The following is a 15,753-nucleotide window of genomic DNA, read 5'->3' as shown; positions in this document are numbered from 1 at the left end:
TGTCTGTGCTGAATTGTGAACGCCTCACTGCTGAGGGGCGGGGCCGAAAGCACCGTCCCGCCCCTCAGCATCCGCTGAATCCTCGTCAGTGTCCGGCGGCGCCGACCACCACGAACTCGCCGGGCACGACGTCGAGCGTCGCCTCGGCCGAGATCTCGCCGGTGTGCAGGTCGACGGCGAGGATGCGGTTGTCCGCAGGCTCCGTCACGTACGCGATGTCCCCGACGACGCGCAGGCCCGGGTGCGGCTGCTGCCACTCTTCGGGGCTCTCCCACGGCTCGATGACATCCCACGAATCGACGAGAGCGCCGGCCTCGTCGAGCACGTTGAGCGTGCCGTCGGATGCGAGCACGATGATGTTGTCGTGGCCGTCACGGCCGACGCCGCGCCAGGTGTACTCGACTCCCTCGGGCAGGGCGACGACCGACAGGGTCTGCGCATCGGTGTCGACGAGCGCGAGCTGCGAGAGCAGGTAGCCCTCCTGATCGGGGTCCGACTTGTAGTCGAGCGCTGCGATCGCGCTCGTGTCGGTCACGTAGGCGTTGCCCGAGCGGCCGAACGAGTCGGGGGCGTCGAGCTTCGTGAAGGCTGCGTCTGCGAACACGAGCACGCCGTCTTCGCAGCCGAACACAATGGTCTCGCCCTTCAGGGCGCCCTCGCCGTGCACCCCGGGGCACTGCTCGTTGCGAGCGAGCTCCGAGCCGTCGTCGGCGAGCAGACGCACGCCGCTGCGCGACTCCGACGTGCCGATGGTCGACAGCAGCGTGCCGTCCGACAGCTCGATCGCGACGCCGTGGTGGGCTGCTTCCGACTCGACGGTCTGCGACTCCGGCAGGTTTCCGGTGCCGACGGCATCGGTGTCGAAGAGGGTCACGTCTCCGGTGCCGTCGTCGAACAGCGCGGTGCGCCCGGCGTGCGGGGTGGCGTGGCCGGGGGTGACGGCATCGAACACCTCGCCCGTGAACTCGACGGTGTCGGATGCGAGACCGGTGTCGAGCACGTGGAAGCCGTCGGCCGCGGTGACGAAGACGTGTCCGTCATGGTCGCCGGCCGGATTGACGCGCAGGAATCCGTCGAGCTCGGCGGAGTCGACGGTCTCGAGGGTCTCGCCGTCGAGCACGACGATGCCGCCGTCGTAGGCGACGGCGACCCTCGTGTCGCCCTCGTGCGCCGATGAGGATTCGGGTTCTCCGGACGCGGATGGCGCTGCGGTCGCGCATCCGGCGAGCGCGACCACGGCGAGCGCGGCGATCGCGCCGGCCGCGAGGCGGCTGCGGGCAGGTCGATGCATGGGGTTCTCCTTCTTCTGGGTGGGTGCGCAGGATGCGCGTGACGACGGATGCCGTCGATGAGTTCGGGTGCGGCTCAGCCGACGAGCTGGATCTGATGGGGATCGAGGCCGTCGAGGGTGCGGGTCACGGCACCGTCGGCGTGGTCGATCTCGAACACGACTCCGGTCGCCGGGTCGGAGACATAGGCATGGCGGGCGTCGACCAGGAGCTGCACCCGATCGCGCAGGGAGGGGTCGGAGGCGGATGCCGCGAGGAGCGGCTCTGTTCTGGCGAGCTCGGTGCCGTCCGGAGCGAGCACGCGCACGGTGCCGTCGGTCGCGATCGCGACCGTGCGACTCTCGTCGTCGCCGATCGCCGCGGCACGGAGCAGCGGGGTGTCTGTGGCGAGCAGCATCCATTCTCGGGCTCTGACGTCGAGCAACCAGGCGCCCTGGTCGGCGGCGATGCCCGCGAGGTCGGGGCGGTCGGCGCGTCCGGCGAGGTCGGAGGCCGGCGCGGATCCCGCCGGATACGCGATGAGCTCAGCGGCGAGCGCTCCCCCGACCTGTCGGGTGACGAGCACCGCTCCGGCGTCGCAGGCGAAGACGGCGCCCACGCGGGTGAGGTCGGCATCGGTCGAGCTCGTGCAGGGCGCGCCGACGCCGGTCGCGGTGCCCTCGGTGTCGACGATGTGGATCATCTCGCCTGCGGCCGCGAGGAGGTGTCCCGAGAACGGGACGACGGGGCCGGTCGGATCGACGGGGAGAGTGACGCGTGGGGCGTCCTCGATGTCGGCGAGCTTCTCGTGATCGACGAGAGCGACCTCTCTGCCGAAGCGGACGGCGGTGGCGGTGTCGCCGACCCGGATGTCGGCGGGGCCGGTTCCGTCGATCGACCCGGTGATGCCGGCATCGCCGAGGAAAGAGTGCGTGTGGTCGCCGTGCGGCACCGTCCACCGGCCCGAGTCGATGATGTCGACACGGGTGCCGTCTCCGTCGACATGGATCAGGTGGGCGAAACGGCCGACGCCGAGCACGGCATCCGCATCCGCATCCGCATCCGCATCCGCGAGCGTCGAGCGTTCTGCGGTCTCGAGGTCGAGCAGGGTGAGCTCGCCGTCGGCGTCGGCGATGACGAGTGCGAGCGCCGGCGATGCGACCTCGGCGGCTCCCCCGCCGTCGACCCCGTCGTTCGGCGCGACCGCCGCGCTTGAGGCGGGTGCAGGAGCATCGGATGCTGCGCACGAGGTCACGGTCAGACCGGCGGCGAGCAGCGAAGCGAGAACGAGTGTGCGGCCGGCGCGGGGAGAGGGGGTCACGAGACTCCACACTATTGAGAACGATTCTCAATCTCAAATCGAGGCGATGTGCGTGGGAGTTCGGGCAGGTCGGACGACACGGCGAAGTCCGCGTGCATGGGGGAGTCCGTGGGCGTGTGCGCCGTCTGGATGCGGAGAACTGGGACTTCTGGGCGCTTTTCACCGTGACGGGCGTACGCGCTTCGTCCACGTCCGACGCGCGCCGGCCCTTGCCGGAACGTCGGACCCCCGGCGTAGGGTCTGAACATGAGCAGCCACACCGAAACCCCAGGAGTCGTCCCGTCCTACCTGCTCGCGCGCCTCGCCGAGTCGGGCCGCTACCCTCGCGCCGCCGCCGCCGCGCGGCAGACGCTCACGGCGGGCAGACCGCCGTTCCGTGCACGCCTCGACCTCTCGATCGACGAGAACGGCGACCTCGTCGCCCAGCTTTCCGATGCCCCCAACCGCACGATCAGCGACGCGGGCAACACGCAGACCCTCCCCGGTGCGATCGTGCGCAGTGAAGACGACGAGCCGGTCGCCGACACGTCCGTCAACGAGGCGTTCGACGGCCTCGGGGCCACGTTCGAGATGCTGCTCTCCGCCTTCGGCCGCAACTCGCTCAACGACGCCGGCGCGCCGCTCGATGCGACCGTGCACTACGGCATCGACTACGACAACGCCTTCTGGGACGGCGAGCGCATGGTGTTCGGCGACGGCGACGGCGAGGTCTTCGTCGGCTTCACCTCGTCGACCACCGTCATCGGTCACGAGCTCGCGCACGGCGTCGTGCAGTACACCGCCAACCTGGAGTACCAGGGGCAGCCTGGTGCGCTCAACGAGTCGATCGCCGACGTGTTCGGCGCTCTCACCGAGCAGCACCTCCTGGGGCAGAGTGCAGCGGATGCGACCTGGCTCATCGGTGCCGAGATCTTCACGGATGCCGTGCAGGGCAGCGCACTGCGCTCCATGATCGAGCCGGGCACCGCCTACGACGACGACGAGCTCGGCAAAGATCCGCAGCCGGCGCACATGAGCGGTTTCGTCCGCACGACCGAAGACAACGGCGGCGTGCACATCAACTCCGGCATCCCCAATCGCGCCTTCGCCCTCTTCGCGATCGACCTCGGCGGCAACGCGTGGGAGACCGCAGGAACCGTCTGGTATCGCGCGCTCACCGGCGGGTTGTCGAGCACCGCGAGCTTCACCGAGTTCGCCGACGCGACCGTCGCCGCGGCATCCGCCATCGACGACGCCACGGCCGCAGCCGCTCGACGTGCGTGGGCGACCGTGGGAGTCTATGAAGATGAGCGAGTCCCCCGCACCGACTGACCCGCAGGTCGTCATCGCGGTGGTGCGCACGGGCGGCATCGCCGGCATCCGTCGCAAATGGCAGGTCGAACCCGATCCCGCCGAGACGCACCACTGGATCGCGATGGTGGACAGCTGCCCGTGGGATGCCGACAGCGACACCGATTCGGGCGCAGACCGCTTCGTCTGGCTGATCAGAGTGCGCACGCCGTCAGAGGAGCGCGAGCGGGAGCTTCCCGACTCCGCGCTGGACGGCCCGTGGCGAGAACTCGTCGACGCCGTCCGTGAGGCATCCGCCTGACGCGCCGCACCGAGCGAGGCGACCGCGACGAACCACCATCGCTGAGGAATGACGACAAGAGGGGACATCATGCCGACGAGCGAAGAGGCCACGCGCCTGCTGCAGCTGTCACGCGACGCCTACGACCGCGGCGATGCGCTGCTGCACCTGCAGGCCGAGGTCAGCCGACTGACCGGCCAGCCCTCGTCATGGGGTTCCGCGGAGAACGACTTCGTGAGCGACGACCACGTCGGCTACTTCCTCAGCGAGGTCGAGCGCATCGGGTGGCGTCTCGAGCACACCGGCTACACGTTCGTCGAATCCGGCGCGACGACCTCGGCGCGCATGCTGAGCACCGGCACCGGCGTCGTCAACCACGGCCATGTCGCGGGGTACTTCACGTTCCGTCGCGTCGGTTGACGGCATCCGTCTGCACCGACCGTCCGAAGCGACCGTCTGAACCGACCAATCCGGTGTGAATCCGGTCTCCCTGCCGCGGGACAGGTCGAGAATGGGACCCATGGGACTTTTCCAGCAGCGCACCGACGAAGAAGAGAACCAGTGGACTCTGCCCTCCGAGCCGCTCGAACGCACCGAGTCTGAGGTGCTCGACGAGGTGCCGGCCGTCGACCCGCTGTCGATCGGCCTGGGACTCGGTCCCGGTGTGTCGGTCAGTTCGGTCGCGTTCCCCGTCGCGCCGCCCGCGCCCGAGTCGTCCTCGACCGAGAACGGCGAACCCGAACCCGAGGACTGACGTCGGCCTCGCTGCGCCTCAGTCCGTGAGCTGCGGGGCCAGGTCGACCCGTGTTCGCGGAAGCGCGTCGGGGTGCTCTCGCTGCAGCCAGCCGATGATCTTCTCCCGCACCTCGCAGCGCAGCGTCCACTGATCGCCCGAGTCCTTGGCCGACATCACCAGGCGCACGGTGACGAAACCACCCTGGGCATCCGTGACGGCCGCGTCCCACGACCGCCCGTCCCACGCCGGCGACGCTTCGACGATGCGCTGGAACTCCTGGCGCAGCTCGTCCATCGGCACCCGCCAGTCGAGATCCAGATAGACCGTTCCGAGGATCTTGTCGGACTTCCTGGTCCAGGTCTCGATCGGCGTGGTCGTGAAGTAACTGCACGGGACGACGAGTCGCCGCTCATCCCAGACGTAGATGACCACGTACGAGAGATTGATCTCACCGACCCGCCCCCACTCGCCCTGGATGACCACGACATCGCCGACCTTGATCGCATCGGTGAACGCGACCTGCACGCCTGCGATGAGGTTGCCGAGGATCGACTGCGCGGCAAGGCCCGCGATGATGCTGACGATTCCGGCGGAGGCGAGAAGGCTCGTGCCGACTGCACGCATCTCGGGGAACGTGAACAGCACGGTGCCCAATGCGAGCACGGCGATCGTGACCAGCACGAGGCGGTGGATGACGAGCAGCTGCGTGCGCCGACGGCGCGCCTCCGGACCGACGAGCACGGCCTCTTCACGGTCGATGAGCCTCTCGAAGCCGAACGAGACCGATGCGGCGAGAAGCCACGACCCGGTCAGGATGGTGGCGATCAAGAAGATCCTCGACACCGATGGCCACCAGGACTGCTCCGCGGGTTCGGTGACGGACGCGGCGATCCAGATCGCGACCACTGCCGCGGCCACGATCATCGCGTTGCGCACCCGACGGGCGAGATCACGCACCCACGGCACCCGCCGGCTGATCAGGTTGGCGACCAGAGCGAGCAGCGCGAGTGCGGCTGCGGCGACGACGATCGCGGTGCCGATCGCCACCGCGCTGCCGATCCAGGAATTCCAGGTGAAGTCGGAAGGCATCACTCCACACTATGCCGCGGCCGGGCAGCACGCGAAAGACGCCGGCCAGCGTGCGGTGTCGCCGCGCGCGGCTACGGTTGAGGGATGACGATCACCGCCGCCGCAGACGGCTCCGCCCTGGGCAACCCCGGCCCCAACGGCTGGGCCTGGTACATCGACGACGCCAACTGGGCCGCGGGCGGTTCGCCGCACGGGACGAACAACCAGGGCGAGCTGCGGGCCGTGCTCGAGCTGCTGCAGGCGACCGCAGGCATCTCCGAGAAGCTGATGATCGAGTGCGACAGCCGCTACGTGATCGACTCGGTGACCAAGTGGATGCCGGGCTGGAAGCGCAAGGGCTGGCGCAAGTCGGACGGCGGGCCGGTGCTCAACCGCGATCTGCTCGAAGGCATCGACGAGGCCATCCGCGGGCGCGACGTCGAATTCTCGTGGGTCAAGGGTCATGCCGGTCACCCGTTGAACGAGGCGGCGGACGAGCGCGCGAACGCCGCAGCCAAGGCCTACCAGGCGAAGCAGGAGCCGCGCCGCGGGCCCGGATTCACCATGGCGACGGATGCCGGGGCCGCCGTCGCGGCATCCGCACCGATCGCCGCGGCCGCTCCGGCATCCGCTTCCCCTCCTGTCTCGACTGCTGCCACCACGAGCGCGCAGACGGCGATCGCCGAGCCGCTGTGGGCCGAGGCATCCGATCTGCTCGACGGCCTCGATGCCCCCGTCGACGACCCGATCGTGGTGCAGTTGGCGCTTTCGTCCGATGAGCACGCCCGCCTGCGAGACAGCGCTGAGGCGCAGGGCATCTCGCTCGAAGAGGCGCTCCGCCGCCTGATCTGAGGCGCGCGGGGCTTCCGCCGCACAGCCCGCGTACACTCGCACCATGCCCAAGAAGAGTGTCGCGCGTACCGTCGGTCGGATCTTCCTCGGCTCCTTCCTCCTCTTCGCCGGCGTCTCGCATCTGACCTTCGCGCGAGACGAGTTCCAGGCGCAGGTGCCGGACTGGGTGCCGCTCGATCCGGACGTGACGGTGCTCGCCTCGGGCGTCGTCGAGGTCGGTCTGGGTGCGGCCCTGCTCGTCGCACGCAAGCGTCGGGGGCTGGTCGGCGTGATCACCGCGCTGTTCTTCGTCGCCGTCTTCCCCGGCAACATCGCGCAGTGGGTCGAGCACCGCGACGCCTTCGGCCTCGACACCGACATGAAGCGCTTCGTGCGGCTGTTCTTCCAGCCCGTGCTCATCGCCCTCGCGATCTGGTCGACGCGCACCCCGCGCCGCGCCGATCGCACGGCCGCACTCTGACCTCGTCGCCGCTGCTCGTTCACAATTCAGCATGAGAGCCGGCAAGCCAGCAGAAAGGAGGCGGTTCTCGCGAGAACCGCCTCCTCCTGCTGAATTGTGAACGTCAGACCGCGAGCAGCTCCCGCTCGAGGCGTGCGTACGAGGTCTCCATGCCGTCGGCCATGCCGGTGGCGAGGATCATGTCGCGCGTCTCCTTGTCGGGGTACTCGATGTAGAGCGTGATCAGCGTCGCACCGTCCTCTTCATAGAGGTTCAGGTCGTTCAGCGTCTCGACCGGCATCCCGACCATCCGTTCGGTCTGCACCGAACGCCGGGGCGCGTCGATGAGCAGCGCCTCGCCCTCGAATCCGAACGCCTGCCCCTCGGTGTCACCCACGGGCGCCCACGAGTTGCGGTAGGTCTGACCCACCTCGGTCGCGACGACGCACTCGGTCATCTCCCACCCGTCGGGGCCCAGCAGCCACTGCTTCATGAGTTCGGGATCGTTGTGCGCACGCCACACCAGCTCGCGCGGCCCCTCGACGAGACGCGTGATGCGCACGTGGGTGTCGTCAAGCAGCTCGACCTGCGTGCCCTTGCCCTGCGCGTAGTCGCGGAGGTCCTGCAGAACCGCGTCGAGCTGGCTCATCGCGAGCTTCGTGCCCTCGACCGCGCCCATCGACACGACCTGCTCGAGTGCATCGGCCGAGCTGAAGTAGCTCGTGGTGACCATCCGCGTGCCGTCTGCCGTGGGCTCGAACGTGAACACCATGCGCATGGAGGGCAGGTCGGGGTCGGGCGTGCCCTCTTCGTCGGCGAACGCGTCGAGCACCTCGAAGCCGTGCGGGGCATCGATGCGCAGGAACTCCCACGTGCCCGAGGCCTTCTCGCCGCGGGGGCCGTTCATGGTGTAGTTGGCCTTGCCGCCCACCGTGTGGTCCCACTTCGTGAACGTGGCCGGCCATCCGGGAGGGCCCCAGAAGCGCTCGAGCTGACGCGGGTCGCTGTAGGCGTCCCAGACCCGCTCGACAGGGGCGGCGAAATCTGCGAGAACCGTCATGGTCAGGTTCTCGGCATCAGTGGTGACATCGGTGACAGGCATTGTCAGGCTCCTTCTTCGTTTCGTGGATCTTCGGTGCTGTTATCAGCGGTGGGTGCCGGCGTCTCGGCCAGCAGCTCGTCGAGTCGGGCGATGCGCGACCGCCACAGCTCTTCGTATCGGGCGAGCAGCGCCCTGGCGCGGGCGATCATCTCGGGGTTCGCGCGGACGAGCCGCTCGCGTCCCTCGGCGCGCTTGACGATGAGATTCGCTGCTTCGAGCACGGCCACGTGCTTCTGCACCGCGGCGAACGACATCTCGTATTCGGAGGCGAGGGTCGAGACGGACTGCTCCCGCTCGATCGTCCGGCGCAGGATGTCTCGCCGGGTCGACGTCGCCAGTGCGTGGAACACACGGTCGACCTCCGCTTCGCTCAGTTCTCTTTGTGCAACCATTTGGTTGTACGTTAGATCCGGGCGGACCGGATGTCAACAGGTTCGATAATTGAAGTGGCAGGTTCGAGCGCTCCCGCCTTCCGCACCGCGCGGCAGACCGCTCGTGCGCCAGGAAGAAGAATCACATGAAAGCTCTCCGTTACGTCGAGATCGGCAAGCCCCCCGTCGTCGTCGACATCCCGATTCCGAAGCCGGGGCCGGGCCAGGTTCTGCTCAAGGTCACAGCGGGCGGCGTCTGCCACTCCGACGACTACGTCATGGGCCTCCCCGAGAAGGACTACCTCGAGCAGAGCTACCCGCTGCCGCTGACGCTCGGTCATGAAGGCACCGGCATCGTGCACGAGATCGGTGAGGGCGTCGACTCGACGCTGAAGGTCGGAGACGCCGTCGCGGTCTACGGACCGTGGGGCTGCGGACGCTGCCACAACTGCTCGCAGGGCATGGAGAACTACTGCACGAACGCCGCCGCTGAGGGCATCCGCCCTCCCGGTCTCGGCAGCCAGGGCTCGATGGCCGAGTACATGATCGTCGACGACGCCCGCCACCTCGTGCCGCTCGGCGACCTCGACCCCGTTCAGAACGTCTCGCTGACGGATGCCGGCCTCACCCCGTACCACGCGATCAAGCGCTCACTCCCGAAGCTCGGTGCAGGCACCTTCGCGGTGGTCATCGGCACCGGCGGCCTCGGCCACGTCGGCATCCAGATCCTGAAGGCGATCTCGGGTGCCACGGTCATCGCCCTCGACGTGAACGACACCAAGCTGGCACTCGCCACAGAGGTCGGCGCCGATCACGTGCTGATCAGCGATGCCTCCGCCGCCGACAAGATCCGCGAGATCACCGGCGGCCTGGGCGCGAACGCCGTGTTCGACTTCGTCGGCGCGAACCCGACGATGGCGCTCGCGCAGAGCGTGGCGGCGCTGGACTCCGACGTCACGATCGTCGGCATCGGCGGCGGGACCATGAGCCTCGGCTTCGGCTCGATCGCCTACGACGCGGCCGTGCGCATCCCCTACTGGGGCTCCCGCTCCGAGCTGATCGAGGTCCTCGACCTCGCCCGCGCGGGCAAGATCCACGTGCAGACCGAGACCTACTCGCTCGACGACGGCCCGAAGGCCTACGAGGATCTCGCCGCGAACAGCATCCGCGGTCGCGCAGTCATCGTCCCGTGACGCACGAGCGCCGTGCGGTCGGGCACCGACCGCACGGCGCTCCGGTCACCCCTCGGTCAGGTCAGAGCGGCGAACCGCCGTCGACCGTCGCAACGACCGCGACGATGTGCCCGCCCTTGCGCTCGACCCGGCGCACCGACGCGGGGTCGACGGCATCGCGCTCGAGCATCCGCCACGGCCGTGCCGAGATGTCTGCCCCGCCCGTCGCGCAGGCCAGACGCGCCAGCGGTGAGAGCACACGCCAGAACCCGTGCGGCGGCTGCATGTCGACGATGCACGCCCGTGCGCCGGGGCGCAGGCACGCCCGCGCTCGACGCCAGGCCGCTTCTCGCTCGGTGATCACGCTGAGCGAGTAGGTCGCGAGCAGGGCATCCGCACGTCCGTCGCCACCGCCGCGCAGCTCGGTCACGGTCCGAGTCACCGCTTCGGGTTGCAGCTCTGCCGCATCCGCACGGATCAGGCGCACCCTGTCCCCCCAGCCCTCCCGGTCGATCCGCCTCTGGGCCACGGCCAGCATCTCGGCGCTGCGATCGATGCCGATCACGACCCCCGACGGCCCCGTCGCGTCGAGCAGCAGCGCGAAGTTCAGACCGGTGCCGCATCCGAGGTCGACGACGGCGTCGCCGGGGCTCAGGTCGAGCAGCGAGATCCCCGCGAGGCGTCCGGCCCGATACACCGGGCGCTCACCGGAGAGCACGTCGTACCACCGCGCACCCACGCCGTAGCGCCGCATCAATGCCGCCATCCGCCCTCCCGCTTCCGGGTCCACTCTAGGCTTCAGGCATGAGCACCCCTTCTCGCAGACCGGCGCGCGCACTGACCGCACGTGAAGCAGGCGGACGCATGTGGGACCTGGTCGTGATCGGAGCCGGCAGCGCCGGACTCGTCGGGTCGCGCACCGCGGCCGCGCTCGGCGCGCGCGTGCTGCTGGTCGAGGCGCACCGGTTCGGCGGCGAATGCCTGCACACCGGCTGCGTGCCGTCGAAGGCGCTCATCGCGTCGGCCGCCGCCGCGCACGCCGCGCGCAGCAGTGCAGGACTGGGCGTGACCGCGGGCGAGATCCGGGTCGACTTCCCCGCCGTCATGCAGCACGTGCACTCCGCGATCCATGACATCGAGCCCGTCGACTCCCCCGAGACGCTCAACCGAGACGGCGTCCACACGCTCGTCGGACGCGCGCGGTTCGACGGCCCTCGATCCGTCGTGGTCGGCGGTGAACGCATCGCGTTCCGTGACGCGTTGATCGCCGCGGGAAGCACGCCGGTGCGCACGTCCGTCGAGGGCGAGGCGTCGATCGACGTGCTGACGAACGAGACGTTCTGGGATCTGGAGGAACTGCCCGCGCGGCTGCTGGTGCAGGGCGGCGGCGCGATCGGCTGCGAGATCGCACAGGCGATGGCGCGTCTGGGCAGCGCGGTCACGCTGGTGCACCGCGGTGATCGGCTGCTTCCGAAGGAGGATGCCGCGGCGAGCGCCGTGGTCCTCGCAGCGCTGCGGGCCGACGGCGTCGACGTGCGCCTCGGCACGACCGTGCGCTCTTTCGATTCCGCCGGGTCCGACGACGATCCCTCCCCGTCAGGAACCGCGACGCTGAGCGACGGCACGCAGGTCGCATTCGATCGAGCGCTGGCCGCACTGGGTCGTCGCGTCGAGGCCGGAGACCTCGAACTGTCGGCAGCCGGTGTGCGCCTCGATCGCCGCGGAGCCGTCGACGTCGACGCCTCGCTGCGCACGTCGAACCCGCGCATCCGTGCCGCCGGTGATGTGACCCCGCTGCCGCGGTTCACGCACACCGCCGGCATGTACGGCAGCGTCGCCGCGACGAACGCCGTGCTCGGGCTCTCCCGCAGGATCGACGCCGATGTCGTGCCACGCATCACGTTCACCTCGCCCGAGGTCGCGGCCGTCGGCATCACGCCGGACGATGCACCTGGACGCGGGATGCGAGTGGTCGTGCATTCCCACGCTCATCTCGATCGGGCGATCGCCGACGGGCACACCGACGGCTTCACGAGCATCGTCGTCGACCGGCGAGGCCGCGTCACCGGCGCCGTCATCGTCGGACCGCGGGCCGGAGAGTCGCTCGCGGAGTACACCGTGGCGGTGAAGACCGGCATGAACGTGCGCACGCTGGCCACGACGATGCACGCCTACCCGAGCTACTCCGACGCCGGGTGGAATGCCGTCGTGAAGGAGGCGCAGCGCGGCCTTCGCGGCGGGGCCGTCGCATTCGGCATCCGCGTCCTGAGCCGCATCCATCGTCGCCGCGGCTGAGCCCTGCCCGACTCAGCGCAGGCTGCGGTAGCCGACGACGATGCGCTGCACAGCGCTGACGGCCACGAAGAGCGCCCACACCAACGCGATCTGCCACGCCCAGAACGGCAGGATGAGCCACAGCGCATGCACGGCGATGGTCTCGGTGCCCTCGGCTATCCGCCCGAGGAAGGAGAGCGACCGCCCGTCGTCTATCGTTCGCCCGGTGCGCTCGGCGATCGAGGAGAAGGCGAGGAAGGCCGTGCCGTTCACGTAGTAGACGAGGAGCACCAGCAGGAACGGCCACCACGGAGCGCCGAACTGCGCCGTGGCACCGAAGGCGACCCCGACGACCGTGGCACCGTAGACGACGAAGTCGGCGGTGATGTCGAGGAATCCGCCCGCGTGGGAGGGCGCGGAGTCCCGCCCCTGCGACTCGGCCAGCCGTCGGCGGCGTCGGGCGAGGGTGCCGTCGAGACCGTCCGCGATCCGCGAAACGAGCCAGAGCACGAGGGCGACCCACCACAACTGGAACCCGGCTGTGACGGCGGATGCGACGCCGAGCGCGAGTCCGAGCACCGTCAGGCGGTCGGGAGTGATCCCCGGGCGGTCGAGGGCGGCGGCCGTCACCTCGAGTGGTCGGGCGAGCACGGCCCGCAGAGAACGGTCAAGCATCGTGGCCACTCGCAGTCCTCTGCGCCGACGACGAGCGGTCGCCGTTCCCGCGGCGCAGGATCGCCGCCGTCACGACGCCGCCGAGGATGAGCACGCCCAGCACGGCCACCGCGATCCAGAAGGGCGGTCCGAGCTCGAGTCCGAACGCGCCGAGCGCCACATAGGCGGCGGACCCGGGGAGGATGCCGATGGCCGTGCCCAGCGCGTAGTCGCGTCGTCGCACCGCCGTCAGCCCCGCGCCGTAGTTGATGAGCGTGAACGGGATGATCGGCACCAGTCGAGCGCCGAGGACGGCGAGGAATCCGCGGTGCGCGAGGGCGGCGTCGAGGCGCACGACCCGAGCCCCGGTGAGCCGCTCGACCGCCTCTCTGCCGAGCGCTCGACCGATCACGAACGACGCGGCGGCGCCCAGCAGGGCACCGACGTAGACGAGCACCAGGGCGAGCCAGAATCCCCACACGAGACCCGCCGCGATCGTGAGCAGATTCTTGGGCACCGGTGTCAGCGTGAGGGCGGCGTACCCCGCCACGAAGAGCAGCGCGCCGCCCGGTCCGAGGCTCGCCGCCCAGTCACGCACCGCGTCGATGTCGCTCGGAGCGAGGAAATACCCAACCGTTCCGACGAGGGCGACGAACAGGAGGAGAAGCACGAGGCGGACGATCGCCGACCGCTTCGAGGGGGCGTCTCTGACACGCGAATCACCAGCGTCCACAGCATCCTCCCCGACTCCTATACCCTAGCCCGGCGCGATATGCCGATACACCGATTCCGAAGCGAGGAACCCCTGATGAGCAGCATCGCACGACGACCTCGGAGAACCGCAGCCCTCGCTCTCGCCGTGCCGCTGCTCGCCCTCACGGCCTGCGCGGCACCCGAGAGCAGCGCGTCGACGGCATACGACGACTGGGATGCCGTGCTCGCGGATGCCGAGGGTCAGACCGTGCAGCTGTGGATGTACGGCGGCGACGACCAGGGCAACGCCTACGTCGACGACATCCTCACCCCGGCCGTCGCGGAGTACGGAGTGACGCTCGAGCGCGTGCCCGTGACCGATACGGGAGATGCGCTGAACCGCGTCTTCACCGAGATCCAGGCCGGCCGCTCCGACGGCACGGTCGACCTCATCTGGGTCAACGGCGACAACTTCCGCACCGGCAAGGAGGCCGATGCCTGGCTGTGCGACTGGACCGACCTGCTGCCGTCGATGGCTGCCACCGATCCCGACGACCCGCTGCTGCAGTCGGACTTCGGCACGCCCGTCGACGGCTGCGAAGCCCCGTGGCACAAGGCGCAGTTCACGCTCGCCTACAACGCCGAGGCGATCCCCGACCCGCCGACGACCCTCGCCGGGGTGCTCGACTGGGCCGAAGCCCACCCCGGACGCTTCACCTACCCCGCCCCGCCGGACTTCACCGGTTCGGTGTTCGTTCGCGAGGTGCTGGCGAGCGTCTCGGGCGGCGCCGACGAGGTGCCCGCGGCGTACTCGGACGAGGCCTTCGACGAGCTGAGCCCTGCTCTCTACGACCGACTGAGCGAACTGGCCCCGAGCCTGTGGCGCGGCGGTGACACGTATCCCGCGAACGAAGCCGAGCTCGGTCAGCTCTTCGCCGACCGTCAGATCGACATGACGATGACCTACGGGCCCGCGACACTCACCGATCTCGTCGCCGACGGGACGTACCCGCCGGAGACCACCGTGCTGCCGCTCGAGGACGGCACCGTGGGCAACGCGAGCTTCCTCGGCCTGCCCGCCAACTCCGACTCGATCGCGGGGGCGATGGTCGTTGCGAACGTCGCACTCTCGGCGGAGCAGCAGGCTGCGAAGGCCCAGCCCGACGTGTGGGGCCAGTTCACGGTGCTCGATATCGAGAGCCTGCCGGACGACGACCGCGCCCTGTTCGACGCCCTCCCGACGTCGCCGGTCGTGCCAGGGTACGAGGTGCTCTCCGAGAACGCGCACGGTGAGCTCGCTGCCGAGTGGGTCCCCGCGCTCGATGAGGGCTGGCGGACGGGCGTGCTCGACCGATGAGCTTCGCGCCGGTGGCGCGCCGTCGTGGGAGCGCCCGTCAGCTCCTCCGCGGCACGCTGCTGGTGCTCCCCGCCGCCCTCGTGACGCTGCTCGTGGTGGGCGGCGGCATCGGCGCCACGCTGCTCCAGGCCCTCGGACTCATGCCCATCGCGGGACCCGTGACCCCCGGGATCGACGCCTTCCTCGCGCACCCGCGCGACCTCGCCGCCGCGACGGGGGTGTCGATCGCCGTCGCCGCGGCGTCGACCGTGATCGCCGTCGTCATCGGCACGGGCGCTGCGGTCGTCATCGCGTCCGGTCGCGAGGGCAGTCGCCTGCTCGCCGCCCTCGGCGCGACGACCGTGACCGTGCCGCACCTCATCGGCGCCGCCACCATCGGGCTGCTGCTCTCCGACGCTGGCGTCCTGCCCCGACTGCTCGGGATCCCGCCCGAGTCGTGGGCGCCCTGGGTGGGGGGTCCGTTGTGGGGTGCCGTGATTGCCGAGTTCGCCTGGAAGGAGTCCGCCTTCGTCGCGCTCGTCGTCACGGGCACCCTCGCCACCCGGATCGCCACCTACGACGAGGCGGCCGCGCTGCTCGGCGCCGGCCGGTGGCGGCGCTTCCGTCATGTGCTGCTGCCCCTGACCGCGCCGACGATCGTCATCTGCGCCGCGATCAGCTTCGTCTACGCTCTCGGGTCGTACGAGGTGGCGTGGCTGCTCGGTCGCACCTACCCCGAGCCACTGCCCGTGCTCGCCGTGCGGCTGTTCCAGGGCGTCTCGCTGGCATCTCGTCCCGAGGCAGCGGCCGTCGCGCTCGTGACCTGCGCGATCTCGCTCGCCGTCGTGGCCCTCACCTTCGCGGCGCTCCGGCGCACGGCCGTCTGGCGGTGATCGG

The 15,753-nt window shown here is 69.8% G+C and carries 18 protein-coding genes; 10 read left to right on the top strand and 8 right to left on the bottom strand.

Annotated features, from left to right (window positions below; translation table 11 throughout):
* Window positions 1-85 precede the first annotated feature (85 nt).
* Complete coding sequence (locus ASF87_RS07760; RefSeq protein ID WP_056375379.1) at window positions 86-1,291, bottom strand: hypothetical protein; 1,206 nt, start codon at window positions 1,289-1,291, stop codon at window positions 86-88.
* Between the two features lie 74 nt (window positions 1,292-1,365).
* Window positions 1,366-2,589: a hypothetical protein gene (locus ASF87_RS07755; RefSeq protein WP_056375378.1), complete on the bottom strand. Its 1,224-nt coding sequence runs from the start codon at window positions 2,587-2,589 to the stop codon at window positions 1,366-1,368.
* 246 nt (window positions 2,590-2,835) lie between these two features.
* Here ASF87_RS07755 and ASF87_RS07750 point away from each other — a divergent pair, with 246 nt between their 5' ends.
* The 4 genes from ASF87_RS07750 to ASF87_RS07735 all read left to right on the top strand — a co-directional run bounded on the left by ASF87_RS07750 (window position 2,836) and on the right by ASF87_RS07735 (window position 4,913).
* Window positions 2,836-3,900 (top strand): M4 family metallopeptidase, encoded by a 1,065-nt coding sequence (locus tag ASF87_RS07750; protein WP_056375377.1) that lies wholly within the window; start codon window positions 2,836-2,838, stop codon window positions 3,898-3,900.
* Window positions 3,875-4,180, top strand: coding sequence for a protealysin inhibitor emfourin (locus ASF87_RS07745; RefSeq protein WP_042538225.1), 306 nt, complete (start codon window positions 3,875-3,877; stop codon window positions 4,178-4,180). Before ASF87_RS07750 ends, ASF87_RS07745 begins: the two co-directional genes overlap by 26 nt.
* A gap of 69 nt (window positions 4,181-4,249) precedes the next feature.
* Window positions 4,250-4,579 (top strand): hypothetical protein, encoded by a 330-nt coding sequence (locus tag ASF87_RS07740; protein ID WP_042538227.1) that lies wholly within the window; start codon window positions 4,250-4,252, stop codon window positions 4,577-4,579.
* A gap of 100 nt (window positions 4,580-4,679) precedes the next feature.
* Window positions 4,680-4,913, top strand: a complete 234-nt coding sequence (locus ASF87_RS07735) for a hypothetical protein (RefSeq protein ID WP_056375376.1) — start codon at window positions 4,680-4,682, stop codon at window positions 4,911-4,913.
* An 18-nt stretch (window positions 4,914-4,931) separates the two neighbouring features.
* Here ASF87_RS07735 and ASF87_RS07730 read toward each other — a convergent pair whose 3' ends face one another.
* On the bottom strand, window positions 4,932-5,984 hold the full coding sequence (locus ASF87_RS07730) for a mechanosensitive ion channel family protein (RefSeq protein ID WP_056375375.1): 1,053 nt from the start codon (window positions 5,982-5,984) through the stop codon (window positions 4,932-4,934).
* Between the two features lie 84 nt (window positions 5,985-6,068).
* On the opposite strand from ASF87_RS07730, the gene ASF87_RS07725 reads away from it, so the two are divergent.
* Window positions 6,069-6,815: a ribonuclease H family protein gene (locus ASF87_RS07725; RefSeq protein ID WP_056375374.1), complete on the top strand. Its 747-nt coding sequence runs from the start codon at window positions 6,069-6,071 to the stop codon at window positions 6,813-6,815.
* A gap of 43 nt (window positions 6,816-6,858) precedes the next feature.
* Window positions 6,859-7,275 (top strand): DoxX family protein, encoded by a 417-nt coding sequence (locus ASF87_RS07720; protein WP_056375373.1) that lies wholly within the window; start codon window positions 6,859-6,861, stop codon window positions 7,273-7,275.
* Between the two features lie 103 nt (window positions 7,276-7,378).
* Here the strand turns inward: ASF87_RS07720 and ASF87_RS07715 are convergent, their stop codons facing one another.
* Together ASF87_RS07715 and ASF87_RS07710 are read right to left on the bottom strand one after the other, a co-directional pair.
* Window positions 7,379-8,356: an SRPBCC family protein gene (locus ASF87_RS07715; RefSeq protein ID WP_056375372.1), complete on the bottom strand. Its 978-nt coding sequence runs from the start codon at window positions 8,354-8,356 to the stop codon at window positions 7,379-7,381.
* 2 nt (window positions 8,357-8,358) lie between these two features.
* Window positions 8,359-8,748 carry an ArsR/SmtB family transcription factor gene (locus tag ASF87_RS07710; RefSeq protein WP_056375371.1) on the bottom strand — a complete coding sequence of 130 codons (390 nt, stop codon included), beginning with the start codon at window positions 8,746-8,748 and terminating at the stop codon, window positions 8,359-8,361.
* 125 nt (window positions 8,749-8,873) lie between these two features.
* Here ASF87_RS07710 and ASF87_RS07705 point away from each other — a divergent pair, with 125 nt between their 5' ends.
* The gene (locus ASF87_RS07705) at window positions 8,874-9,920 is read left to right on the top strand and encodes an NAD(P)-dependent alcohol dehydrogenase (RefSeq protein WP_056375370.1); all 1,047 of its coding nucleotides are present in this window, start codon (window positions 8,874-8,876) and stop codon (window positions 9,918-9,920) included.
* A gap of 61 nt (window positions 9,921-9,981) precedes the next feature.
* Here ASF87_RS07705 and ASF87_RS07700 read toward each other — a convergent pair whose 3' ends face one another.
* Entirely contained in the window at window positions 9,982-10,665 is a 684-nt protein-coding gene (locus tag ASF87_RS07700; RefSeq protein ID WP_056375369.1) for a class I SAM-dependent methyltransferase, read from the bottom strand.
* A 38-nt stretch (window positions 10,666-10,703) separates the two neighbouring features.
* Between ASF87_RS07700 and ASF87_RS07695 the strand changes: the two genes are divergently transcribed.
* The gene (locus ASF87_RS07695) at window positions 10,704-12,194 is read left to right on the top strand and encodes a dihydrolipoyl dehydrogenase family protein (protein WP_235558903.1); all 1,491 of its coding nucleotides are present in this window, start codon (window positions 10,704-10,706) and stop codon (window positions 12,192-12,194) included.
* 12 nt (window positions 12,195-12,206) lie between these two features.
* Here ASF87_RS07695 and ASF87_RS07690 read toward each other — a convergent pair whose 3' ends face one another.
* Window positions 12,207-12,848, bottom strand: coding sequence for a CDP-alcohol phosphatidyltransferase family protein (locus tag ASF87_RS07690; RefSeq protein ID WP_056376407.1), 642 nt, complete (start codon window positions 12,846-12,848; stop codon window positions 12,207-12,209).
* Entirely contained in the window at window positions 12,841-13,560 is a 720-nt protein-coding gene (locus ASF87_RS07685; protein WP_056375367.1) for a TVP38/TMEM64 family protein, read from the bottom strand. The genes ASF87_RS07690 and ASF87_RS07685 overlap by 8 nt, the downstream gene beginning before the upstream one ends.
* A 75-nt stretch (window positions 13,561-13,635) precedes the next feature.
* On the opposite strand from ASF87_RS07685, the gene ASF87_RS07680 reads away from it, so the two are divergent.
* A complete protein-coding gene (locus ASF87_RS07680; protein WP_157550025.1) occupies window positions 13,636-14,877 on the top strand; it encodes an ABC transporter substrate-binding protein in 1,242 nt (413 codons plus the stop codon).
* Window positions 14,874-15,749, top strand: coding sequence for an ABC transporter permease (locus tag ASF87_RS07675; protein WP_056375365.1), 876 nt, complete (start codon window positions 14,874-14,876; stop codon window positions 15,747-15,749). Before ASF87_RS07680 ends, ASF87_RS07675 begins: the two co-directional genes overlap by 4 nt.
* Window positions 15,750-15,753: the final 4 nt, after the last annotated feature.

It is taken from the genome of Microbacterium sp. Leaf161, assembly GCF_001423645.1.
In the GTDB taxonomy this organism is placed as follows: Bacteria; Actinomycetota; Actinomycetes; order Actinomycetales; family Microbacteriaceae; genus Microbacterium; species Microbacterium forte.
This window is presented reverse-complemented; position numbering and strand designations above follow the sequence as displayed.

Coding starts and splice junctions, on each gene's coding strand:
- ASF87_RS07745 (WP_042538225.1), top strand. CDS start 3,875: ATGAGCGAGTCCCCCGCACCGACTGACCCGCAGGTCGTCATCGCGGTG.
- ASF87_RS07730 (WP_056375375.1), bottom strand. CDS start 5,984: ATGCCTTCCGACTTCACCTGGAATTCCTGGATCGGCAGCGCGGTGGCG.
- ASF87_RS07690 (WP_056376407.1), bottom strand. CDS start 12,848: ATGCTTGACCGTTCTCTGCGGGCCGTGCTCGCCCGACCACTCGAGGTG.
- ASF87_RS07735 (WP_056375376.1), top strand. CDS start 4,680: ATGGGACTTTTCCAGCAGCGCACCGACGAAGAAGAGAACCAGTGGACT.
- ASF87_RS07760 (WP_056375379.1), bottom strand. CDS start 1,291: ATGCATCGACCTGCCCGCAGCCGCCTCGCGGCCGGCGCGATCGCCGCG.
- ASF87_RS07715 (WP_056375372.1), bottom strand. CDS start 8,356: ATGCCTGTCACCGATGTCACCACTGATGCCGAGAACCTGACCATGACG.
- ASF87_RS07705 (WP_056375370.1), top strand. CDS start 8,874: ATGAAAGCTCTCCGTTACGTCGAGATCGGCAAGCCCCCCGTCGTCGTC.
- ASF87_RS07710 (WP_056375371.1), bottom strand. CDS start 8,748: ATGGTTGCACAAAGAGAACTGAGCGAAGCGGAGGTCGACCGTGTGTTC.
- ASF87_RS07725 (WP_056375374.1), top strand. CDS start 6,069: ATGACGATCACCGCCGCCGCAGACGGCTCCGCCCTGGGCAACCCCGGC.
- ASF87_RS07680 (WP_157550025.1), top strand. CDS start 13,636: ATGAGCAGCATCGCACGACGACCTCGGAGAACCGCAGCCCTCGCTCTC.
- ASF87_RS07675 (WP_056375365.1), top strand. CDS start 14,874: ATGAGCTTCGCGCCGGTGGCGCGCCGTCGTGGGAGCGCCCGTCAGCTC.
- ASF87_RS07740 (WP_042538227.1), top strand. CDS start 4,250: ATGCCGACGAGCGAAGAGGCCACGCGCCTGCTGCAGCTGTCACGCGAC.
- ASF87_RS07720 (WP_056375373.1), top strand. CDS start 6,859: ATGCCCAAGAAGAGTGTCGCGCGTACCGTCGGTCGGATCTTCCTCGGC.
- ASF87_RS07695 (WP_235558903.1), top strand. CDS start 10,704: ATGAGCACCCCTTCTCGCAGACCGGCGCGCGCACTGACCGCACGTGAA.
- ASF87_RS07700 (WP_056375369.1), bottom strand. CDS start 10,665: ATGGCGGCATTGATGCGGCGCTACGGCGTGGGTGCGCGGTGGTACGAC.
- ASF87_RS07750 (WP_056375377.1), top strand. CDS start 2,836: ATGAGCAGCCACACCGAAACCCCAGGAGTCGTCCCGTCCTACCTGCTC.